This is a genomic window from Pseudomonas sp. UMAB-08 (assembly GCF_900095225.1).
Classification (GTDB): Bacteria; Pseudomonadota; Gammaproteobacteria; order Pseudomonadales; family Pseudomonadaceae; genus Aquipseudomonas.
This window is the reverse complement of sequence record NZ_LT607429.1, coordinates 73,754-95,527: the sequence shown is the minus strand read 5'-3', so window position 1 is coordinate 95,527 and position 21,774 is coordinate 73,754. Positions and strand designations below refer to the sequence as shown.

Here is a 21,774-nt window from a genome sequence, read left to right as displayed (position 1 = left end):
GATAAAGCGTTTTGGGGATGGATTGCAACGTGGTCATTGTGGATAAAGCTGTGGGTATATTGTGTATGAAACGGGGAAGTCGGCTGTAGGCCGCGCCGCTGCTGGACTGCACCGCTTGTCACTGCTTTTTACTGTTTTCGCGGGTTTTTGCGGGCGCGAACCCTATCACAAAAAACACAGATAACAAGGGTATTTTGGCATGTCGTGTGCTTGGCGCGAGCGGTTGCTACAATCGCCTTCGATCTCGCCCTGACACAGGGTGTTTTGCGCGATGATTCGACAAAAGATGTCTCTATTAATAAGAACAATGGCAGCAGAGGTAACCCGTGGAGCAAGAAGCCTGGCAGGTGCTTATTGTCGAGGATGATCAGCGTCTGGCTGAACTGACCCGTGACTACCTTCAGAGTAATGGCCTGCGGGTAACCCTCGAAGGTGATGGTGCTTGCGCCGCTGAGCGCATCATCGCCGAGCAGCCGGATCTGGTGATTCTCGACCTGATGCTGCCCGGTGAAGACGGCCTGAGCATTTGCCGCAAGGTGCGCGATCGCTATGACGGACCGATTCTGATGCTCACGGCACGCACCGATGACACTGATCAAATTCAGGGGCTGGACATGGGCGCCGACGATTTTGTCTGCAAGCCGGTGCACCCTCGTGTGTTGTTGGCGCGCATTCATGCGTTGTTACGGCGCAGCGAAGGGCCTGAGCCTGAGGCGGCGACGAACCCGCGGCGCCTGGTGTTCGGCCCGCTGGTGGTCGACAACGCCCTGCGCGAAGCCTGGTTGCAAGGCAACAGCATCGAATTGACCAGCGCCGAGTTCGACTTGTTATGGCTGCTGGTGGCCAACGCAGGGCGGATTCTTTCCCGCGAAGAGATCTTCACGGCCTTGCGCGGCTTTGGTTATGACGGTCAGGACCGCTCAATCGATGTCCGTATCTCACGGATTCGACCCAAGATCGGCGACGATCCGATTCATCCGCGCCTGATCAAGACCATTCGTAGCAAAGGGTACCTGTTCGTTCCGGAAGCGGCGCAAGACCTGACGTGTTACGTGCTGAATACCTGATGCCATGAACTCCATCTTCCTGCGTATCTACGGCGGCATGCTCGGTGTGTTGGTGCTGGTGGCATTGCTCGGCGTGCTGGCCCTGCACCTGGTCAATCAGGTGCGTGGCGAGCAGTACCGCGAGCGCCTGGCCCACGGCACGTTCACCCTGATGGCCGACAACCTGCAACCAATGAACGCGATTGATCGCAATCGTTCGCTGGCGGTCTGGGAGCGTTTGCTGGGGATTCCGTTGACCCTGCAAACGCTCAGCGAAGCCCATCTCGACAGCGGTGACCAGAGTCGCCTGCTGCGCGGGCAGGTGGTGGTCGAACAAACCGGGCCTCATGCGGCCAAGGTGTTCCGGCTGGTCAGCGACGCGGAACCGTGGGTGTTGACCGGGGAGGTGCAGCAAATCAGTGAGCAATTGGCGCGGGCGACGATTTATCTGCTGACCGACGAACTGGTGCGCTTCCCCATCGATGAACAGCCCAGTCGCCTGGCCGCCCTGAAACGGGACAAGGGCTTTGGTTTCGACATCAGTCTGATCCGTCTGGAGCAGGCGGATGTCGACGAGGACCAGCGACGTCGGGTCGATGAAGGCGATACCGTGATGGCGCTGGGCAAGGGCGGTGACTCGATCCGCGTGTTCGCCGGCATGGTCGGCACGCCGTGGGTCCTGGAGATCGGCCCCCTTTACCAAATGAACCCTTACCCGCCTGAGCTGCTGGTGCTGATTGCGTTTCTGGGCCTGTGTTTTATCGGGGTGGTGGTTTACCTGTTGGTGCGTCGGCTTGAGCGCCGCCTTTTGGGCCTGGAATCGGCCGCCACCCGCATCGCCAAGGGCAGTCTGGAAACCCGCGTGCCCACTGCTGGGGCTGACTCGGTTGGGCGGCTGGCGGCAGCGTTCAACGGCATGGCCGAGCATTTGCAACGTTCGCTGGCGATGCAGCGAGAGCTGGTACGTGCGGTCTCCCATGAACTGCGCACGCCGGTGGCGCGTTTGCGCTTTGGCCTGGAAATGATCGGCCAGGCCTCCACGCAAGAGGCTCGGGATAAGTACAGGCTCGGCATGGACAGCGATATTCAGGACCTCGACAAGTTGGTGGACGAGATGCTGACGTACGCGCGATTGGAGCAGGGTTCGCCGACCCTTAATTTTCAGCGCGTCGATCTGGATGCACTGGTCAATCAGGTAATTGCCGAGCTGGCACCCTTGCGCGCCAATGTCACGGTCACGCGTGGGCAATGCTTGGCTGCGGCCGATAACGACGGGGCGTGGGTCGAGGCTGAGCCGCGCTATTTGCATCGGGCCTTGCAGAATCTGGTGAGCAACGCCATGCGTCACGCCGAATCCAGGGTCAGCGTCAGTTATCAGGTCGGTCAGTTACGCTGTCGCATCGACATCGAGGACGACGGCCCCGGCGTCCCGGAAAGTGCTTGGGAACGGATATTCACGCCCTTCATGCGTCTGGACGACAGTCGCACCCGGGCGTCGGGCGGGCATGGCCTGGGCTTGTCGATCGTGCGGCGAATCATTTACTGGCACAACGGTCGGGCGCTGATCAGTAAAAGCAAAAATCTAGGCGGCGCCTGCTTCAGTCTGGCGTGGCCGCGTCAGCAGGAGAAGCCCTGAGTCACAGGGCCGCGACGCTGACCAGACTCAGCAATTTGCCATTGTCCACGCGAAATTGCGCGTCCAGTTCGGTGCCGTTGCGCCACTCGCTGGACAGGTCGATCTGCAAACGCAGGCGGGCACTGCCACTGTCTGACCACTCCAGCACTTGCGCGTCTTTGAAATAGAAACGCTTTTGCACGAGGGGGTAGATCGCCTTGAACAGGCTCTCTTTCACGGAGAAGGTCAGGGTGACCAGCAGTGCAATCTGCGCATCCGGGCCTGCGGCCATGCGTTGCAATTCGTCGTCAGTCAGAATCTCCCCGGCCAGGCGCTGGGCGCGCTCGTGGTCTAGCAGGGGTTCCATGTCCAGACCCAGGCCGCGCCATTGCTGTTGGTGGCCGACAATGGCCGCCGCCCAGCCGTGGCTGTGGGTAATCGAGCCCCGGACATCTGCTGGCCAGACGGGCGCCCGGTCTTCGCCGATGCTCGGCACATAGTGCCGGCCGTCCAGCTGCTGCAAGGCTTCTCGAGCGCAAAGGCGTCCCGCCAGAAACTCGGCCTGACGCTTGGCGACGGAGCGCTGAATGCTGTCGGGTGATTCGATCAGGCAACGCTGAAAATCGCCATCAGCCAGATGGTGCGGATTGAACGCGCCACTGACCAGCACCACGTCGGGCAGGGCAACGGGCAGCGGCCAATGGTTGATGAGCGCGGGGCAACAGGCGGGGAGTACTGGAGGCTGAGTCATGCCTGGCATTTTGCAGTGTCGGAGGCGGGCTGGGTAGGGGCACAGATTAATTGTAGGAGCGGACTTGTCCGCGAAGGCGGTGTGTCAGATACACCGCGTTAAGCTATTCGCAGACAAGTCAGCTCCTACAGATTGAGGCCCGCCATAGATCTCTTGCAGGATCAGGTATTTAACCAAACACTTTCTTCAAAAATGCCTGCATGTCTGCCCATGAACTCTCGTCGGCGGCTTTGTTGTAGCCGATGTCGGGGGCATGGTCGCCGTGGCTCAGGTGGTCGGCGTCGGGGTTGGTGAAACCGTGTTTGGCGCCATCGATACCGACGAATTTATAGTTGGCACCGGCCTTGTCCATTTCCGCTTTGAAGGCGATGACGCTGTCCGGGGTGACCATGCTGTCGCTGTTGCCGTGCTCGATCAGGAGTGGCGCCTTGACGCTGCCAGGTGTGGCCGGTGACTGGGTCGACAGCGCACCGTGGAAAGACACCACGCCGGCCAGCGGTTCGCCACGCCGCGCCGCATTGAGAACCACCGCGCCGCCGAAGCAGTAACCAATGGCAGCGATCTTGGCTGGATTGGTTTGCGCTTGTTTTTTCAGCTGTTCAAGGCCTGCATCGAAACGCTTGGCCGAGGCTGCACTGTCTTTGGTCGCCTCCTGCATGAACGCCATGGCGTCCGTTGGGTGCTCGGTGTGCTTGCCTTCGCCGTACATGTCGATGGCCATGGCGCTGTAACCCAGTGCCGCAAGGTCGCGGGCGCGGCGTTTGGCGTAGTCGTTCAGGCCCCACCATTCATGCACCACCAGGACACCGGGGCGTTGGCCTTTTATAGCGTCGTCGTAGGCGTAATAGCCGATCAGCTTGGTGCCGTCAGCACTTTGATAGTCGATGGTTTCAGTCTTGATCGCGGCCTGAGTCAGCCCGGCCAGGCTCATCATTATTAACGCTGTCCAGAAACGCATGGTCGGTTTCTCCTGTGGTTGATAGGGAACGTAGATTAATCAAAAGAGCCTAGACGATTGTTCGGCATCGAGGCGGTGGGTCCATTCAGCTTAGGTTCAGGCCGCGTTCAGTGGGGGTTCAGGGCCGGGTGATTAGTCTTGTGGCGTACCCCAACAGCGCCCGGCGCAAGAGGAAATTTCCATGCTCACCTTAAATAAGCTCTTTTTTGCGTTGGCTTTTCTCGGCGGCAGCGCCACCGCGCAGGCCACTGACGGTAGCAGCAAACTCGTTCAGGGCAAGACCGGCGAGAGCGTCGATGCCTACGGCGCCTATCTGGGAGCCGTCGCGGATCACTATTACTCGAGTTATCCCAACGTCTCCGGTACGCATAACGGTATTCAACTGAGCCAGGCCATCTTGCTCGGCAGCTTCGACCCTGGCCTGCCCTCCAACTACATCTTTTAACCGTTAACAGACTGGTGCTGGACATTTTCCGCCCAGCCCGCACACTCAACAGGCGGGGCGCTGTTCAACCGGTCATGGTGTATTAGCCTTAATCTTGAGAGGAATGATTTTGCCTGGGAGAGCCTCATGAAACTGCTGGTGGTTGAAGATGAGGCCTTGTTGCGCCATCACTTACAAACCCGACTGACCGAGAGCGGCCATGTGGTCGAGGCCGTGGCCAATGCAGAGGAAGCGCTGTATCAGGCGGGGCAGTTCAACCATGACCTGGCGGTGATCGACCTGGGCTTGCCGGGCATGGGCGGGCTGGACTTGATTCGCCAACTGCGCTCCCAGGGCAAGGCATTCCCGATCCTGATCCTCACGGCCCGTGGCAACTGGCAGGACAAGGTCGAAGGGCTGGCCGCCGGCGCGGACGACTATGTGGTCAAGCCGTTTCAGTTCGAAGAACTGGAAGCGCGGCTTAATGCCCTGTTGCGCCGCTCCAGTGGTTTTATCCAGTCGACCATCACCGCCGGGCCCTTGCTGCTGGACCTGAACCGCAAACAGGCGTCCCTTGAAGAGCAGCCGCTGGCGTTGACGGCCTATGAGTACCGGATTCTCGAATACCTGATGCGCCACCATCAGCAAGTGGTGGCCAAAGAGCGCTTGATGGAGCAGCTCTACCCCGACGATGACGAGCGCGATCCGAACGTGATCGAGGTGCTGGTTGGGCGCTTGCGCCGCAAGCTGGAAGGCTCGTTGGGTTTCAAGCCTATCGAAACGGTGCGGGGCCTGGGGTATCTGTTCACTGAGCGCTGCCGATGATTCGTTCGCTGCGGCTGCGGCTGATGATGGCTGCCGCGATGCTCGCGTTGATCTTCATGTTGGCCCTGTTGCCCGCGTTGCAGGGCGCCTACAGCCTGGCCCTGCAGGACTCCATCGAGCAGCGCCTGGCCTCGGACGTGACCACGATGATTTCCGCGGCACGGGTCGAGGACAATCGTTTGTTGATGCCCCTGTTGTTGCCGGGCGAGCAATTCAATCTGTCAGACAGCCGTCTCCTCGGTTATATCTACAACCGTAATGGCGAGCTGGTGTGGCGTTCGCGTGCCACCGAACTGGCAGGTATCGACTACCGCCCGCGTTATGACGGGACGGGTAATCAGTTCGGCAAAATCAAGAACGCCAATGGCGAAGAGTTTTTCGTCTATGACGTAGAAATCAAACTGCTGGGCGGCAGAAACGCAGCGTTCAGCATCGTCGCCTTGCAGCCGGTGCGCGAGTATCAGGTGATCATCTCCGCGCTGCGCGAGAAACTCTATCTGGGCTTTGGTGCCGCCTTGGTGGTCTTGCTGGCCTTGCTCTGGATGGGCCTGACCTGGGGCCTTAAAGCGCTGAGGGGATTGAGTCAGGAGCTGGATCAGGTCGAAACCGGCGAGCGGGAAAGCCTGAGTGAGGAACACCCGTTAGAGTTGCTGCGCCTGACCGGCTCACTGAACCGCCTGCTGCTCAGCGAACGCGAGCAGCGCATCCGTTACCGCGATTCCTTGGGCGACTTGGCCCACAGTTTGAAAACGCCGCTGGCGGTGCTGCAAGGCGTCAGCGAAACCATGGCCAAACGTCCGCAAGACCTGGAACAGGCCCGTCTCCTGCAATCGCAGATCGAACGCATGAGCCAGCAGATCAGTTACCAGCTGCAACGCGCCAGCCTGCGCAAAAGTGGACTGGTGCGGCACCATGTGGTGTTGCGGCCGGTGGTCGAAAGCCTGTGCAATACCCTGGACAAGGTTTATCGCGACAAACAGGTCAACGTCTGCCTTGATCTGCCCGACGGATGCCAAGTGGCGATGGAGCAGGGCGCCTTGCTCGAAATGCTCGGCAATCTGCTGGAAAATGCCTATCGCCTCTGTCTGGGCCGAATACGCATCAGCCTGCACGCGTCATTGTCCGGTGACGAGTTGTGCGTCGAAGACGATGGCCCTGGCGTACCAGAGAGTCAGCGGGCGCGGATTCTAGAGCGTGGTGAGCGGCTGGATCGGCAGAATCCGGGGCAGGGCATTGGTCTGGCGGTGGTCAAAGACATCATTGAAAGCTACAACGCGCGTCTGACTCTGGAGGACTCTCCATTGGGCGGCGCAGCATTCCGGATTCATTTTCCGGCCAATTGAGGCGTCCTGTCGTGTTTGCGGCGTACCCGGCATACCTCCATCATGGGGGCCGTCAGACTTCCTGAGCCCGGTAAGCCCCCGGTGTCAGTCCGGTCCACTTCTTGAACGCGCGATGAAAGGCCGACGGCTCGGAAAAACCGAGCTGTTCGGCAATCTGTTGCAATGACAGCTCGGCGCGGCTCAAGTGATAAATCGCCATGTCGCGGCGCAGTTGATCCTTCAATCCCTGAAAACTCGTGCCTTCTTCACGCAGATGCCGGCGCAGGGTCTGCGGGCTGATGTGCATCTGCTCGGCGACGCTTTCCAGATCGGGCCAGCGGTTGCAATCGCGGCTGAGCAAGCGTCGCAGCTGGTTACTCAGGCTGTCGCCATCATCGGGACGGGCCAGCAGATCGGCGGGGGAGCGTTCGAGAAAATGCTTGAGCGTGCGTTCGTCCTGCAACAGCGGCATGCTCAGGTAGCGCGCGTGAAACAGCAGGCTGGTGGTTTCGGCGTTGAACAGGATCGGGCACGGGAACAGCAGGTCGTATTCGCCGCTGTGCTCCGGCCTGTCATAACTGAATGTCGCTTGCTCCAGGCGGATGCGCTGGCCGATCAGCCAACTGCCTAGCCGGTGCCAGATCACCAGCAGGCACTCGCTGAGAAAATGGTCCGGGTCCCGCAGCGCCGAGTCGTCCAGGCTCAGCCGCGCCCAATCCCCCTCGCGACGCAAGCTCAGGCGCGGCGCGTCGGGGAACAAGCCATAAAACAACAGGCCGCGTGCGAGTGCCTTTTCCAGACTGCGGCAGTGGATCAGCGCATGGCACATCATGGCGAACGTACCGCGCGTACTCGGGCCATGGCCGAAGCCCATGTATTCATCGTCCAGCTGCTGCCAGACCAATTGAATCAGGCAAGCAAACTGTTCCGGAGCGATGCGGGCGCGAGGCTCGCTCAACAGCTCAGGCTGGATCCCCGATTGTTGCAGCAGGTTCGAACAATCGATGCCACGCCGTTGCACGCCACCGAGGGCAGCGCGGGCGAAGTGACTGGCGATCGTGCGTTGGCGCATAGGGTGCTCATCCGGTGAACGGCCGATGGTAGTCATCGCACGGGCAACGGACAAGGCGGATACCCGCCAATGCAGGGGGTATTTTTGCGGTAATGGGCGGAAATCCGCCACATTCCTGGCCGGTAACGCCCCGGAATTCAGGCGAAGGTCAGCGCGTTTGTTGATCTAGAGCGGTTTTGTCGGAAGTGGCACGCGCCCTGCAATAACACCAGCAGAGGTTTGCGATGGGTCCGCCCGCGCAACTCGCCAAAACAAATCCCTCCAGTGCAGGAGGGTTAGCGCTTTATGGCATCGCTCGCATCAGATGGATGATGACCGGCGAGGCTCTTGAGGAACTTGCAATGACGACTCGTCAGCCGCTGTATAAATCCCTGTATCTCCAGGTCATCGTAGCCATTGTCATTGGCATTCTGATCGGCCACTTCTATCCTCAAGCCGGTGTGTCGCTCAAACCGCTGGGTGACGGGTTCATCAAACTGATCAAAATGATCATCGCCCCGATCATTTTCTGCACGGTCGTCAGCGGTATCGCTGGCATGCAGAGCATGAAGTCAGTCGGTAAAACCGGCGGTTATGCGCTTCTGTACTTCGAAATCGTGTCCACCATCGCACTGCTGATCGGTCTGGTCGTGGTTAACGTCGTTCAACCGGGTGCAGGCATGCACATCGACGTGGCAACGCTGGATGCTTCCAAGGTCGCGGCCTACGTTGCTGCAGGCGCTGACCAGAGCATCACCGGCTTCCTGCTCAACGTCATCCCAAGCACCATCGTTGGCGCTTTTGCGACCGGCGATATCCTGCAAGTGCTGATGTTCTCGGTGATTTTCGGTTTCGCCCTGCATCGCCTGGGTGCCTACGGCAAACCGCTGCTCGACTTCATCGATCGTTTCGCTCACGTGATGTTCAACATCATCAACATGATCATGAAGCTGGCTCCGCTGGGTGCTTTCGGCGCGATGGCCTTCACCATCGGCGCTTACGGTGTCGGTTCGCTGGTGCAGCTCGGTCAATTGATGCTGTGCTTCTACATCACCTGCGCACTCTTCGTCCTGATTGTGCTGGGCGGCATCGCTCGCGCTCACGGCTTCAGCATACTCAAGCTGATTCGCTACATCCGTGAAGAGCTGCTGATCGTGTTGGGTACGTCATCCTCGGAATCCGCTTTGCCGCGCATGCTGGTCAAGATGGAACGCCTGGGCGCGCAGAAGTCCGTTGTCGGTCTGGTTATTCCGACGGGTTACTCCTTCAACCTCGACGGTACTGCAATCTACCTGACCATGGCTGCCGTGTTCATCGCCCAAGCGACCGACACCCACATGGACATCACTCACCAGATCACCTTGTTGGTGGTGCTGTTGCTGTCCTCCAAGGGCGCAGCCGGTGTGACCGGCAGTGGCTTCATCGTGTTGGCCGCCACCCTGTCCGCCGTTGGCCACTTGCCGGTTGCCGGTCTGGCGCTGATCCTGGGTATCGACCGCTTCATGTCTGAAGCCCGCGCGCTGACCAACCTGGTTGGTAACGCTGTTGCGACCCTGGTTGTGGCCAAGTGGGTTAAAGAACTGGACGAAGACAAGCTGCAAATCGAACTGGCTTCCGGTGGTCGCGGGATCTCCAACACAGGCCCGGAAGATGACCTGGGCGTGAATGAAGGCCCGATTCCAGCGACGGTAACCAGCACCGCGCCTAAAATTGCATAACGCGGCGCAGTGATGAAAAACCCATCTCCGGATGGGTTTTTTTTGCCTGTCAATTGATCGAATCAGTCAGCGACGATGAGTGCTGAGGCCATTGAAGGGTGGCCTGGGGTTGCTTACTCTGAAAGCCTCAGGTGTAAGGTCTGGATACAGGACTGCTAAGGGAGTAAGCATGCAAGGGCCATTGTCATCGCTCAAGATTCTCGATTTTTCCACCTTGTTGCCGGGACCGTTCGCTTCGTTGCTGCTCGCCGACATGGGGGCCGACGTGTTGCGCATCGAATCACCGACGCGCATGGACCTTCTGAAGCTGTTGCCGCCTCACGATCACGGCACGTCTGCCAGCCACGCCTACCTCAATCGCAACAAGCGCAGCCTCGCCCTGGACCTGAAACAACCGCAGGCGCTCGAAGTGGTCCGGCAACTGGTGGCTGAATACGACATCGTGCTCGAACAGTTTCGACCGGGTGTCATGGCGCGGCTGGGGCTGGGCTACGAGGCGTTGAAGGCGATCAACCCGAAGCTGATTTATGTGTCGATCACCGGCTACGGCCAGACAGGCCCTTATCGGGATCGCGCCGGGCATGACATCAACTACCTTGCACTGTCGGGCATCGCCAGCTATACCGGGCGCCATGACAGTGGGCCGGTGCCATTGGGCATTCAGGCGGCGGATGTGGCGGGAGGGTCGCTGCATGGGGTGGTCGGTCTGCTGGCTGCCGTGATCGCTCGCCAGCAAACCGGGCTCGGGCAATACGTCGATGTCAGCATGACCGACTGTGTGTTCAGCCTGAATGCCATGGCCGGGGCGGGCTATCTGGCGTGCGGCGTGGAGCCGGCCCGGGAAAGCCAGATGCTCAACGGCGGTAGTTTTTATGATTACTACTGTTGTCGCGATGGCCGTTGGTTCTCCGTGGGCAGCCTGGAGCCTGCGTTCATGCAACCTCTGTGCGCCGCGCTGGGCCGACCGGAGCTGGCCGCGCTCGGCCTGTCGTCGAGTCCCGAGGTGCAGGCGTTGTTGAAGGACGAGCTGAAAATTGAATTCGAGAAACGTTCTTTCGAAGAGCTGTGCGCGTGCTTTGCCGGTCTGGATGCGTGTGTCGAACCGGTGCTGAGCGTTGCCGAAGCGGTCGAGCACCCACAGTTGCAGGCGCGTGAGCTGGTCTGCCAAGTGCCCCGTGAAGACGGCAGCTTGCAGGCGCAGATGGCCTGCCCGCTGAAGTTCTCCGACGGCCTGCCCGCGCCCCGGCATATCGGCGCGACGTTGGGGGCACACAGCGAGGAAGTGCTGGCGGCGTTGGGCTACAGCACTGAACGCATCGCTGAGTTGCGGGCGGCGGGGGTTATTGCCTGACCGCTGTCGCGAGTGAATTCGCCCACACAGCCTGCGCACAATCGCAGTTCAAAGCCCGTACCGGGCTTGTTCGCAGACAAGTCAGCTCCTACAAATGATCTTATATTTCAGATGGTTATAGGTNTACCGCTACGGCGTGGGAGCTGACTTGTAACTACGCGTCCCGCTGCGAAGACCATTCAACGCGGTCTACCAGCCGCCCCTCGATCCAGATCATGGTCATGTGGTCAAACCCAAACCTGACGGAAGCCCGTGCCGGGCTTGTTCGCAGACAAGTCAGCTCCTACAAATGATCTTATATTTCAGATGGTTATAGGTTGTTTGGTCGGAGATACCGCTACGGCGTGGGAGCTGACTTGTAACTACGCGTCCCGCTGCGAAGACCATTCAACACGGTCTACCTGCCGCCCCTCGACCCAGATCATGGTCATGCGGTCAAACCCAAACCTGACGGAAGCCCGTACCGGGCTTGTTCGCAGACAAGTCAGCTCCTACAAATAATTTTATATTTCAAATGGTTATGGGTCGTTTGATAGGGGCGAATGGCTGTGCGCGGAGTACTTGATTCCTTCATCACTCGACCCGCACTTCTCCACTGAACACCAACGTCTCTCGGCAGCGACGGCACAAATAGCGTCGGCCTTTCCCGACCAGCAGGTGGCGCTGGGCAGAGAAGGGGAAATCGCTGTTGGCGCAAGGGCATCGGTAGATGTAGCGGGTCATGCGGCGACGTTTGATCGCGTAAGTGTGGCAGCGATTGGGCGGGAGTTCGTATACCCCGCGCATGATTAATTGCCATTCTTCGCCGTGGGGCTGAATACGCTCGCCAAACAATTGATGGGCGATCAAGTGTGCGACTTCGTGGGCGACAGTCTGCTTGAGAAAATCTTCACTGTTTTCCCGGTACAGCTGTGGGTTGAAGCGCAACAGATTCTCGTGCAGATGGGCGACGCCCGCTTTTTGACCGCGCAGCTTGAGGCTGACCACCGGCCGTTTGAAGGGGCGTTTGAAAAAGGCTTCGGCTTGCTGATAACAGACTTCGACGCGGGTATTGAGCTGCTCGGGCATTCTTAAAGGCTCTCCAGAGGTGGCAAGTATGCCGTAAAGCCCTGGCCTGCCGAAAACTGAAGGCGCCCAATGGTCATGGTAAAACGCATGAGCCGCCTCAAAGGCGGCTCATGGTCAACGGTTAACCGTATCAGTTGGTGTATTCAGGCCCTACACCGACGCCCCACAGGACGACGGTGAACGCCATGATGGCGACCAGCACCACCAAGCCCACGGCCAATACGGAGCTTGAGAACATGAAGCCCTCATCGGACGGGATGTTCATGAACGTCGGCAAGCCGACGTAGAGCAGGTAGACCGTGTAACAAATGGCCGCGAGGCCGACCATCATTCCCAGCCACATATGCGGATACAGTGCCGCCAGCCCGCCAATGAACAGCGGTGTTGCGGTGTAGGTGGCGAAGGCGACACAGCGCGCCAGGCTCGGACTGGCGTCGTACGTGCGCGCCATCCAGTGGATGAATGCTCCCATGACAGCCACGCCGGCCAGCATGGCGAGGTAGGACATGATGGTCATCCACAGCGCGCTTACGGGGGTCAGCATGACCGCCGCTCGGCTGCCAATCACCCAGCCCACCTGAGTGGTGCCGATATAAGCCGAGACTGCGGGAATCGCCGCAAGAATCAGGGTATGCGTGAGGTACATGTGGCCGATGCTTTCTTCTTTTTCGCCACGTATTTGCTGCCATTCTTGATCAGGATGGGTGAACAGTCCGATAACGTGATGGATCATGCCGGTCACTCCTTTTTGTTTTACCGTCGCCCCCCAGCGGAGCGCCTGTCGGGCCTAAGTGCCACGACAGGTGTAAGGCCACAGCCTCGCTACAGGAATGGGTGCGACCCTATGACGCAGTATAGGAAGGGAAGACGCGACGCTTTAGAGTAAATTGTGCTCTAGAGACTGCTGTTAATCGCAATGCGCTATTTGAGTGCCAGCAATAAATCGGCATACGCCTATGACCCTTGTCGCGTAAAATGCCGGCCTTTTACCGAGTCATCGTTAGCGGATATCTGCGCCATGGGCACCCTTTCAGTCAATCAAAACAAACTGCAGAAACGTCTGCGTCGGCTCGCGGGCGAAGCGGTGGCCGACTTCAACATGATTGAGGAAGGCGACAAGATCATGGTGTGTCTGTCGGGCGGTAAAGACAGCTACACCTTGCTCGATGTGCTGCTGCATATGCAGAAAGTGGCGCCGATCAAATTCGATATCGTCGTTGTGAACATGGACCAGAAACAACCAGGCTTCCCCGAGCATGTGCTGCCTGCGTACCTCGAAGCGCTGGGTGTGGAGTACCACGTCGTCGAAAAAGACACCTATTCGGTGGTCAAAGAGCTTATCCCTGAAGGCAAGACCACGTGCTCGCTGTGTTCGCGCCTGCGCCGTGGCACGCTGTACACCTTTGCCGATGAAATCGGCGCGACCAAGATGGCGCTGGGTCATCACCGCAACGACATCATCGAGACCTTTTTTCTCAACCTGTTCTTCACGGGTACGCTCAAGGCCATGCCGCCCAAACTGCGGGCTGACGACGGTCGTAATGTGGTGATTCGTCCGCTGGCGTACTGTAATGAGCGTGATATTCAGGCTTTTTCCGATCTGAAAGCGTTTCCGATCATTCCCTGCAACCTCTGCGGTTCTCAGCAAAACCTGCAGCGTCAGGTGGTCAAGGACATGCTGTCGGAGTGGGAGCGCACCACCCCGGGCCGTACCGAAAGCATCTTCCGTGCGTTGCAGAACGTGCAGCCGTCGCAACTGGCGGACCGCACTCTGTTCGACTTCGCCAACCTGCGCATCGATGAAACCGCGGCCTCGCGCTTCGTCAATGTCGTGAACCTCTGATCGATCCCGACACTCTGTTCTATTTGCTGCATGACACCTGGCCTCGGCGAAGTGTCAGACCTCTATCAATTGTCAGTAGGAAAGAGCATGCGCGATTACAAATGGCTTCATGAATATTGCCTGAACCGCTTTGGCTCGGCCTCGGCGCTCGAAGCGCATCTGCCTGTTCCCAATTCCCCGGCGCAACTCCGTGCAATCAGCAATGACCGTTACCTGTCGGCCCTCGCCCGACGGGTGTTTCGCGCAGGCCTCAAGCACAGCCTGGTAGACGCCAAATGGCCGATGTTCGAAGAAGTGTTCTTTCGCTTCGATCCCGAGAAAGTCGTGCTGATGGGCGCCGAGCACCTGGAGCGCCTGATGCAGGACGCACGAATCATTCGTCATTTGGGCAAGCTGAAAAGTGTGCCACGCAATGCGCAGATGATTCTGGACATCAGCAAGGAGAAGGGCAGCTTCGGTCATTTCATCGCCGATTGGCCCGTGACCGATATCGTCGGCCTGTGGAAGTACCTGGCCAAACACGGGCATCAATTGGGCGGGATGTCAGCGCCGAGTTTTCTGCGCATGGTCGGCAAGGACACGTTCATCCCGACCTACGACGTGGTCGCCGGGCTCAACGCGCAGGGCATCATCGACAAAGTGCCGACCAGCCTCAAGGACCTCGCCACTGTGCAAGGTGCGTTCAACCAGTGGCACGCAGAGAGTGGACGACCGATGTGTCAGCTGTCGCTGATGCTGGCGTATACGGTCAACCACTGACTTCGCATCAATGCCATGCGCGATGACGGTCTGTCAGAGGGCTCCTTCTCCCGCCAGCTTGCGGTTGTACTGAAAACGCCAGCGCACATACAGCAAGGCGCTGACGAACACTGCCAGGCTCGCGAGCATCTCCAGGGCGCCGAACAGGCTGCGGTTCGGGTCGTAAACGGCCAGTGCGCCTTTGATGAAGTACAGGTTGATCACAAAGCAGGTCCACGAATGACCGCGGGCGCTGCCGCTGATCATGCCCGGAGCGAGCAGGATCAGCGGCACCAGTTCGATGAGCAGGATCACCCAAGGGCGCGCGCCATGCAGGTCGGCGAAGACCAGGTAATACGCGGCCAGCAGCAGGATCAGGCCGAAAAAACAGATCAGACTGGCGATCCGGCTCAGGCGCACTCGCGGCTCCAGCCATTCCAGCGGGGGCAGGACTTTAGGCTTTTTAGCCACGAGGCGTCTCCAACAGCAAAGCGGTTTTAGCCAGGCGCTGACCGAGCGCACGACACAGGGTGATTTCGTGTTGATCCAGTGCGCGTTTACCGTCGGCACCGGCATGGTGACTGGCGCCATAAGGCGTACCACCGCCGCTGGTTTCCAGCAACGCGGCTTCGCTGTAGGGCAGGCCTGCGACCAGCATGCCGTGGTGCAACAACGGCAATAACATCGACATCAGCGTGGTTTCCTGGCCGCCGTGCAGGCTGGCAGTCGACGTGAACACGCTGGCGGGCTTGCCCACCAGGGCGCCGGTCAGCCACAGGGTGCTGGTGCCGTCGAGGAAGTATTTCAGCGGCGCGGCCATATTGCCGAAGCGCGTCGGGCTGCCCAGGGCCAGGCCGGAGCAGTTTTTCAGGTCGTCGAGGCTGGCATATAAGCAGCCTTGCTCGGGGATGCTTGGCGCGACCGCTTCGATTTCGGACGAAATCGCGGGCACGGTGCGCAGTCGCGCTTCCATGCCACCCAACTCGACACCCCGGGCAATCTGCCGAGCCATCTCGCTGGTTGAGCCATTGCGGCTGTAGAACAAGACCAGGATGTACGGGGCACTCATGCCAGGATCCCCAGCACGCTTTCTGGTGGACGGCCAATGATGGCCTTGTCGCCTACCACCAGAATCGGTCGCTCGATCAACTTGGGGTGGGCGGCCATGGCGGAGATCAGTTGCTCGTCGCTCAGGCCGGTGTCCGCCAGGTTCAGGGCTTTGTATTCCTCTTCACCTGTCCGCAGCAGCTCCCGGGCGCCGATGCCGAGCTTGCCCAGCAGGTCGCGCAATTGCGCGGCGTCTGGCGGGGTTTCCAAGTAGCGGATGATGGTCGGCGTCAGGCCGCGGGCCTCAAGCAGTTCCAGCGCACCGCGAGATTTCGAGCAGCGCGGGTTGTGATAAAGCGTCAGATCGGTCATTTGCGGGTCGCATCTTGCGTAAGGTGGCGGCTATTCTACCTGTGTGAGGTCCGCTCCTGAACCTTGGGCGGTGATTGGTCGCAGTTAAAGTGAATATCTGGATGAAGGAAGGGCACATGACAAGGCGATTGGCAGCGATGGCAGCGCTCATCGGCAGTTTGCTGCTCAGTGGTTGTGGCGCAGACCTGGGGCCTGATCAAAACGGGCAGAAGGTTGCCAGCGAGCGGGTCGACAAGCATTGGCTGGTGATCAATTACTGGGCTGAGTGGTGCGGGCCATGCCGTACGGAGATCCCGGAACTCAACGCGTTGGCCAATCAGCTCAAAGACAGGCAGGTGAGTGTGTTCGGGGTCAACTTCGACGGCCTGCAAGGCGAAGACCTGAAGTCCGCCACTGCGGCCTTGGGTATCACGTTCACTGTCCTGGCCCTGGACCCGGCCGAACGTTACGACCTGCCCCATAGCGAAGCGCTGCCGGTGACGTACATCATTGATGACAAGGGCAAGGTGCGGGAGCAATTGCTCGGCGAGCAGACCGCAGCCGGTGTGAGTCAGCGGTTGGCGGTATTGCGGGGCGAGGGGTAGCGCAGGTCAGTCACCGCGAGCCATTCGCGAATGAATTCGCTCCCACGATAGTGCGTATCTGTGGGAGTGAATTCATTCGTGAAGGCGGTACAGCCGCCATTAAATCAGCTGTCTTCCAGCCAAAACCGTAGCGGTTTGCCTTCGACAGGCCAGAGGCGCAGTTGGTCGATCGGCGAGATGTCCCAGCGTTGCACTTTGGTCAGGGCGTCGAGGAAGCGTTGTTCTTGCTCCATCAGGGCGGGCGCGCACATCTTGCGGGTGCTGCCGACCATGCCGAAGCTGATCGTGTCGTCTTCCACCGTATACGGCGCGAACCAATGGTTGCAGCCTGCAGTGCCGTAGGCTCGGCCGTCCTCACCAAGGGTCATGGTCAGGTGGCTGCGGTCGACCAGCGGATTTTCACCGATCCATTCCAGCATGTAGCCCCGATCGCGTGTCAATTCTACCGGCTTGGCGGCGCAGCCCATCAGGGTACTGCCGAGCAGGCCAAACAGGACGGCGCGAATCATGCGGCGTTCTCCTGACATTTCGGACAGAAGTGTTTGTCGCCCTCGGTTTTCCAGCCCAGTTCGGCAATGCGAGCGGCAGCAGCCGGCTTTTGCGCTTTGATGCCGAGCTTGGCATCGACCGCGAACTCGACGTTCAGCTCGGTCGCGCAACCGTTGCAATGGGCCTTCCACTGATGAATCGCCAGTTCAGCGAAGACCGGCCCCTGCGCCACCGCGACCCATTGGCCGCGAGGGTTGATCAGGTGCCGGACTTTTTCCACGGTCAGGCGCATGGACAAGTCCTTGCTCCCTTTGAGCGTGACCAAAAGCACATCATCAGCGTGGATCGAGCCGCCGTTGCCGGTGACTTGATAACGACCGGGGGCCAGCGCGCGGCATTCGATCAGCGTGTGTTGTGGGTTAAACAGGGTGTAGCGGAAATCGTGTTCGACCATGGGTCCTCCAAATCTGCGCGCATCCTAACATGCAGCCTGTGATTAACCCTCGACCAGATTCTGCGGCGAACCCTCGGCCCAGGCGGCAATATTGTCCAGAGTGGTCTGTGCAATGGCCCCCAGCGCTTCGCGGGTCAGAAAAGCCTGATGAGCGGTAATGATCACGTTGGGAAACGTCAGCAGGCGGGCCAGCACATCGTCCTGCAGTGGCAGGTCGGAACGGTCTTCGAAGAACAATTGCGCTTCTTCTTCATACACATCCAGTCCCAGATAGCCCAATTGCCCGCTTTTTAGTGCTTCGATCAGCGCCGGTGTGTCGACCAGCGCGCCGCGACCGGTGTTGATCAGCATCGCGCCGGGTTGCATCTGCGCCAGGGACGCGCTGTTGATCAGGTGTTTGCTGTGCGCGGTCAGCGGGCAGTGCAGGCTGATGATCTGCGCCTGCGCCAGCAGGTCCGGCAAACTCAGGTAGCGGGCGCCCAAGGCTTCGACTTGCGGGTTAGGGTAGGGGTCGTGCGCCAGCAACGTGCAGCCGAACCCGGACATGATCCGGGCGAAGGTCGCGCCGATCTGCCCGGTGCCGACGACGCCGACGGTTTTGCCCACCAGATCGAAGCCGGTCAGCCCATGCAGGGTGAAGTCGCCGTCGCGGGTGCGGTTGTATGCGCGGTGCAGATGACGGTTAAGGGCCAGAATCAAGGCCACGGCATGTTCGGCCACGGCGTGCGGGGAGTAGGCCGGCACGCGCACGACCTTGAGGCCGAGGGCGTGCGCAGTTGCCAGGTTCACATGGTTATAACCCGCCGAGCGCAAGGCGATCAGACGCGTGCCGCCTGCGGCCAGTTGTTCGAGTACGGGCGCGCTGAGGTCGTCATTGATAAAGGCGCAGACCACCGGATAGTGGTTGGCCAGTGCAACCGTGTCCAGGTTCAGGCGTGCCGGTTGGAAATGCAGATCCACTCCGCCCGGTAAGCGGGCCGCAAGAAAGCTGTCGCGGTCATAGTTCTGACTGCTGAATAAAAGGGTCCGCATAAAATCTCCTTGTGGCGATGTTTCCTGGCAGGAGCCCGCTTGCCCGCGATAACGTCCGAAGGCCGTTCATGCAAAGGGATCACCCTTCAAACGCTCACGCGTGCTTCGACGGCCAGCCGTGTGATTGCCATGTCCAGCTCGTCGAGGGCGGCGTTGGCCTCGGGTGCATCCTGCTTGAGTAAGGTTTCACTGCGTTGACAGGCTGCGCGCAGTTGCGGCACCCCGCAATAACGGGTTGCGCCGTGCAGGCGATGGACCCTTTCGATCAACGCCAGTTTGTCGTGGGCCTCGCGGGCGTAGCGGATGGCTTCACGGTCGGTGTCCAGCGAGGCCAGGAGCATCGCCAGCATGTCCGCTGCCAGATCAGCCTTGCCCGCCGCCAGACGCAAGCCCTCGTCAGGGTCGAGCACCTGTTGGTCGATACTGTGACGTGTGCTGTCGCTGTGACGTTTTGGCACATGATTGCGCAGTGCCAGACCGGTCCATTTGAGCACCACCTGGGCCAATTGCCGCTCACTGATGGGCTTGGTCAGGTAGTCGTCCATGCCGCTGTGCAGCAGGGCGCGCTTTTCGTTGGCCATGGCATGGGCGGTGAGGGCGACTATGGGTAGCGAGGTACGTTGCTGTTCGACCTCCCAGGCCCGGATCGCTTCAGTGGCTTGACGCCCGTCCATACCGGGCATCTGTACGTCCATCAGCACCAGGTCGAAGGTTTCTTTCTGTATCGCCTTGACCGCGGCATATCCACTGTCGACGGCCAGCACTTTGGCGCCCATGTCTTCGAGCAGTGTTTGCACCAGCAACAGGTTGGCCGGGTTGTCATCGACGCAGAGCAAGTGCGGTGCCCGACTGGACAGGGGGGTAGAGGTATCGATGCGCTGTTGTTTGGGGCTGATCAGTTCGGACAGGCTGCGCCGCAGCTTGCGCGTGCAGGCCGGTTTTACCTGTAACTGGCTGTGGGCGTTGGGCACGGCCAACTGGAACTGCGCCTGTTCGGTGGTCGGGCACAGCACCAACACCTTGCAGCCGAGGTTTTCAAGGTCCCAGATATGTTGACGCAGCCGTTCGGGCGGCAGTTCGTGGGCGGTGATGCCCAGCACTGTCAAGTCGATGGCCTGCGCTGTTTGATACGCCGCCGTGACCCCGTTGATCAGGCTTTCCAGGTTGTTGAAGACCACCGCTTCCAGACCGCAATCTTCCAACTGGTGCTGCAAGGCCTGGCGTGCCAGTTCATGATTTTCCAGCACCGCGACCCGACGCCCGAGAAGGGGCGGGGATGGCAGGTCTTCCAGGTCATCGCGGGCTTTGGGCAGGTTCAGGCTGATCCAGAACTCCGAACCTTCACCCGGCGTACTGTCGACCCCTATTTCACCGCCCATTTGCTCGATCAGTCGTTTGGAAATGACCAACCCCAACCCGGTGCCGCCCGGTTGTCGCGACAGCGAATTGTCCGCCTGACTGAACGCCTGAAACAGCGACCGCACGTCCTGGCTGGACAGGCCGATGCCGGTGTCCTGCACGCTGATGCGCAGTTGCACGCTGTCTTCTTGCTCATCTTCGAGCATCGCGCGGGCGACGATGGTGCCTTCGCGGGTGAACTTGATCGCATTGCTGACCAGATTGGTCAGGATCTGCCTGAGCCGCAATGGATCGCCGAGCAGCGACAACGGCGTGTCGCGGTACACCAGGCTGACCAGTTCCAACTGCTTGGCATGTGCGGCCGGGGCAAGAATGGTCAGGACATCCTGCAACAAGTCGCGCAGGTTGAACGGAACGCTGTCCAGCACCAGCTTGCCGGCTTCGATTTTCGAAAAATCGAGAATTTCGTTGATGATGCCCAACAGGTTGTCGGCGGATTTTTCGATGGTGTCCAGATAATCCAGTTGGCGCGGGGTCAGCTCGCTTTTTTGCAGCAGATGAGTGAAGCCGAGAATGCCATTGAGCGGGGTGCGAATCTCGTGGCTCATGTTGGCGAGGAATTCGGATTTGATCCGGCTGGCCTCAAGCGCTTCTTTGCGCGCCAGGTCCAGCTCGATGTTCTGGATTTCGATGGTTTCCAGATTCTGCCGCACGTCTTCAGTGGCCTGATCGATGCTGTGCTGCAATTCTTCCTGGGCATTCTGCAAGGTCGCGGCCATGCGGTTGATGCCGGAAGCGAGCTCATCCAGTTCCAGACTGCCCAGCGGCGGCAGGCGAGTTTCAAGATTACCGTCTTTGAGTTGCGCCACCGCCATTTTGATCCGGCTGATCGGCTCGTTGATGGTGCGGCTCATGCGTATCGCCACAATCGCAGTCAACACCAACCCCGTAACGATCAGGAGCAGGCTGGCGAACAGGCTGCGATAACCACGTAACAAGGTCCCGTTATGGGACAGTTCCAGCTCGACCCAGCCGAGCAGGCGGTCGGCCTCCTCAGGGATCAGATCGCCACTCAGGTGGCGTTGACGACCGAATACTGGCAGCAGATAGCGGGTGGCGTCGTTCCCGGAGCGCTGCAGCAAGTGAGTGCTGTTGCCGATGGGCGACTGGTTGATCATGCTCGGCCCGGCATGGGCCAGCAGGTCGCGGTCGGGGCCGAGGAAGGACACAGCTCGCACGTCCGTTTGCTCCAGCGCCTGCCCGGCGATGCGTTCGAGCAGCGCGCGGTCGCTATGGCCCAGCGCCGGGGCGGCCAGCGGTGCGAGTTCTTCGGCGATCATTTCACCGCGTTGCAGCAGCTGGCTTTGCAGGTCGGACAGTTGCATCCAGGTGAAGTAACCGCCCAGCACCACTGCCATCAGCAGCGCGGGGACAATNACAATGGTCAACAGCAGCACACGGCCTTTGATACCCAGCTTGTTCAGCACGCTATTTCTCCAGCAGCCACGCCACTTTGTTCAAGACCGCATCCGGCGATCGATATTCCGGCAGTGTAGCGAGTTGCTCGCGGGCAATCTCGGCAAATTACCCATGTCTACGTCGGCCCAAAGCGGAGGCACGTTCCAGGCAACAATCCCGCTGTGAGCTAAATCATTCGCGAAGGCTATTTATATAACGCAGTTGAGCCCGGATTGACTGCTTATATCTTTTCGCCCTATGCAACGCAC

At 59.7% G+C, this 21,774-nt stretch carries 22 protein-coding genes; 10 read left to right on the top strand and 12 right to left on the bottom strand.

Annotated features, from left to right (window positions below; all coding sequences use genetic code 11):
• Positions 1–326 precede the first annotated feature (326 nt).
• Together K0F75_RS21380 and K0F75_RS21375 are read left to right on the top strand one after the other, a co-directional pair.
• The gene (locus K0F75_RS21380) at positions 327–1,067 is read left to right on the top strand and encodes a response regulator transcription factor (RefSeq protein ID WP_219063962.1); all 741 of its coding nucleotides are present in this window, start codon (positions 327–329) and stop codon (positions 1,065–1,067) included.
• A gap of 4 nt (positions 1,068–1,071) precedes the next feature.
• Complete coding sequence (locus tag K0F75_RS21375) at positions 1,072–2,682, top strand: ATP-binding protein (protein WP_219063961.1); 1,611 nt, start codon at positions 1,072–1,074, stop codon at positions 2,680–2,682.
• Between the two features lies 1 nt (position 2,683).
• On the opposite strand, the gene K0F75_RS21370 is transcribed toward K0F75_RS21375, so the two are convergent.
• Both K0F75_RS21370 and K0F75_RS21365 read right to left on the bottom strand, forming a co-directional pair.
• Positions 2,684–3,412, bottom strand: coding sequence for a 4'-phosphopantetheinyl transferase (locus K0F75_RS21370; protein WP_219063960.1), 729 nt, complete (start codon positions 3,410–3,412; stop codon positions 2,684–2,686).
• 169 nt (positions 3,413–3,581) lie between these two features.
• Positions 3,582–4,370: a dienelactone hydrolase family protein gene (locus tag K0F75_RS21365; protein ID WP_219063959.1), complete on the bottom strand. Its 789-nt coding sequence runs from the start codon at positions 4,368–4,370 to the stop codon at positions 3,582–3,584.
• A 181-nt stretch (positions 4,371–4,551) separates the two neighbouring features.
• Here K0F75_RS21365 and K0F75_RS21360 point away from each other — a divergent pair, with 181 nt between their 5' ends.
• The 3 genes from K0F75_RS21360 to K0F75_RS21350 all read left to right on the top strand — a co-directional run bounded on the left by K0F75_RS21360 (position 4,552) and on the right by K0F75_RS21350 (position 6,962).
• The gene (locus tag K0F75_RS21360) at positions 4,552–4,815 is read left to right on the top strand and encodes a hypothetical protein (RefSeq protein ID WP_219063958.1); all 264 of its coding nucleotides are present in this window, start codon (positions 4,552–4,554) and stop codon (positions 4,813–4,815) included.
• A 126-nt stretch (positions 4,816–4,941) separates the two neighbouring features.
• On the top strand, positions 4,942–5,619 hold the full coding sequence (locus K0F75_RS21355; RefSeq protein ID WP_219063957.1) for a response regulator: 678 nt from the start codon (positions 4,942–4,944) through the stop codon (positions 5,617–5,619).
• A complete protein-coding gene (locus tag K0F75_RS21350) occupies positions 5,616–6,962 on the top strand; it encodes an ATP-binding protein (RefSeq protein WP_219063956.1) in 1,347 nt (448 codons plus the stop codon). Before K0F75_RS21355 ends, K0F75_RS21350 begins: the two co-directional genes overlap by 4 nt.
• Before the next feature lie 52 nt (positions 6,963–7,014).
• Here K0F75_RS21350 and K0F75_RS21345 read toward each other — a convergent pair whose 3' ends face one another.
• Positions 7,015–8,013 carry an AraC family transcriptional regulator gene (locus K0F75_RS21345; RefSeq protein WP_219063955.1) on the bottom strand — a complete coding sequence of 333 codons (999 nt, stop codon included), beginning with the start codon at positions 8,011–8,013 and terminating at the stop codon, positions 7,015–7,017.
• A 341-nt stretch (positions 8,014–8,354) separates the two neighbouring features.
• Between K0F75_RS21345 and K0F75_RS21340 the strand changes: the two genes are divergently transcribed.
• The gene (locus K0F75_RS21340; protein WP_219063954.1) at positions 8,355–9,710 is read left to right on the top strand and encodes a dicarboxylate/amino acid:cation symporter; all 1,356 of its coding nucleotides are present in this window, start codon (positions 8,355–8,357) and stop codon (positions 9,708–9,710) included.
• A gap of 169 nt (positions 9,711–9,879) precedes the next feature.
• Positions 9,880–11,061 (top strand): CaiB/BaiF CoA-transferase family protein, encoded by a 1,182-nt coding sequence (locus tag K0F75_RS21335; RefSeq protein WP_219063953.1) that lies wholly within the window; start codon positions 9,880–9,882, stop codon positions 11,059–11,061.
• 573 nt (positions 11,062–11,634) lie between these two features.
• Here K0F75_RS21335 and K0F75_RS21330 read toward each other — a convergent pair.
• Together K0F75_RS21330 and K0F75_RS21325 are read right to left on the bottom strand one after the other, a co-directional pair.
• Positions 11,635–12,129 (bottom strand): SprT family zinc-dependent metalloprotease, encoded by a 495-nt coding sequence (locus K0F75_RS21330; RefSeq protein ID WP_219063952.1) that lies wholly within the window; start codon positions 12,127–12,129, stop codon positions 11,635–11,637.
• A gap of 130 nt (positions 12,130–12,259) precedes the next feature.
• Positions 12,260–12,862, bottom strand: coding sequence for a Yip1 family protein (locus K0F75_RS21325; RefSeq protein ID WP_219063951.1), 603 nt, complete (start codon positions 12,860–12,862; stop codon positions 12,260–12,262).
• 285 nt (positions 12,863–13,147) lie between these two features.
• Here K0F75_RS21325 and ttcA point away from each other — a divergent pair, with 285 nt between their 5' ends.
• Entirely contained in the window at positions 13,148–13,972 is an 825-nt protein-coding gene (gene ttcA, locus K0F75_RS21320; protein WP_219063950.1) for a tRNA 2-thiocytidine(32) synthetase TtcA, read from the top strand.
• An 87-nt stretch (positions 13,973–14,059) separates the two neighbouring features.
• Complete coding sequence (locus K0F75_RS21315; RefSeq protein WP_219063949.1) at positions 14,060–14,731, top strand: DNA-3-methyladenine glycosylase I; 672 nt, start codon at positions 14,060–14,062, stop codon at positions 14,729–14,731.
• A gap of 33 nt (positions 14,732–14,764) precedes the next feature.
• On the opposite strand, the gene K0F75_RS21310 is transcribed toward K0F75_RS21315, so the two are convergent.
• From K0F75_RS21310 to arsC, 3 genes are read right to left on the bottom strand one after another with little or no spacing between them, the layout of a single operon-like run.
• Entirely contained in the window at positions 14,765–15,181 is a 417-nt protein-coding gene (locus K0F75_RS21310) for a DUF2069 domain-containing protein (protein ID WP_219063948.1), read from the bottom strand.
• Positions 15,174–15,779 carry an NAD(P)H:quinone oxidoreductase gene (wrbA, locus tag K0F75_RS21305; RefSeq protein ID WP_219063947.1) on the bottom strand — a complete coding sequence of 202 codons (606 nt, stop codon included), beginning with the start codon at positions 15,777–15,779 and terminating at the stop codon, positions 15,174–15,176. The genes K0F75_RS21310 and wrbA overlap by 8 nt, the downstream gene beginning before the upstream one ends.
• Positions 15,776–16,129: an arsenate reductase (glutaredoxin) gene (arsC, locus tag K0F75_RS21300; protein ID WP_219063946.1), complete on the bottom strand. Its 354-nt coding sequence runs from the start codon at positions 16,127–16,129 to the stop codon at positions 15,776–15,778. The genes wrbA and arsC overlap by 4 nt, the downstream gene beginning before the upstream one ends.
• 116 nt (positions 16,130–16,245) lie before the next feature.
• Here arsC and K0F75_RS21295 point away from each other — a divergent pair, with 116 nt between their 5' ends.
• On the top strand, positions 16,246–16,713 hold the full coding sequence (locus tag K0F75_RS21295; RefSeq protein ID WP_219063945.1) for a TlpA disulfide reductase family protein: 468 nt from the start codon (positions 16,246–16,248) through the stop codon (positions 16,711–16,713).
• 104 nt (positions 16,714–16,817) lie between these two features.
• Here the strand turns inward: K0F75_RS21295 and K0F75_RS21290 are convergent, their stop codons facing one another.
• The 4 genes from K0F75_RS21290 to K0F75_RS21275 all read right to left on the bottom strand — a co-directional run bounded on the left by K0F75_RS21290 (position 16,818) and on the right by K0F75_RS21275 (position 21,534).
• Positions 16,818–17,222 (bottom strand): META domain-containing protein, encoded by a 405-nt coding sequence (locus K0F75_RS21290; RefSeq protein WP_219063944.1) that lies wholly within the window; start codon positions 17,220–17,222, stop codon positions 16,818–16,820.
• Positions 17,219–17,656 (bottom strand): hypothetical protein, encoded by a 438-nt coding sequence (locus K0F75_RS21285; RefSeq protein ID WP_219063943.1) that lies wholly within the window; start codon positions 17,654–17,656, stop codon positions 17,219–17,221. Before K0F75_RS21285 ends, K0F75_RS21290 begins: the two co-directional genes overlap by 4 nt.
• Before the next feature lie 42 nt (positions 17,657–17,698).
• A complete protein-coding gene (locus tag K0F75_RS21280; RefSeq protein ID WP_219063942.1) occupies positions 17,699–18,688 on the bottom strand; it encodes a 2-hydroxyacid dehydrogenase in 990 nt (329 codons plus the stop codon).
• An 86-nt stretch (positions 18,689–18,774) separates the two neighbouring features.
• Positions 18,775–21,534 (bottom strand): response regulator, encoded by a 2,760-nt coding sequence (locus K0F75_RS21275; protein ID WP_219063941.1) that lies wholly within the window; start codon positions 21,532–21,534, stop codon positions 18,775–18,777.
• Positions 21,535–21,774: the final 240 nt, after the last annotated feature.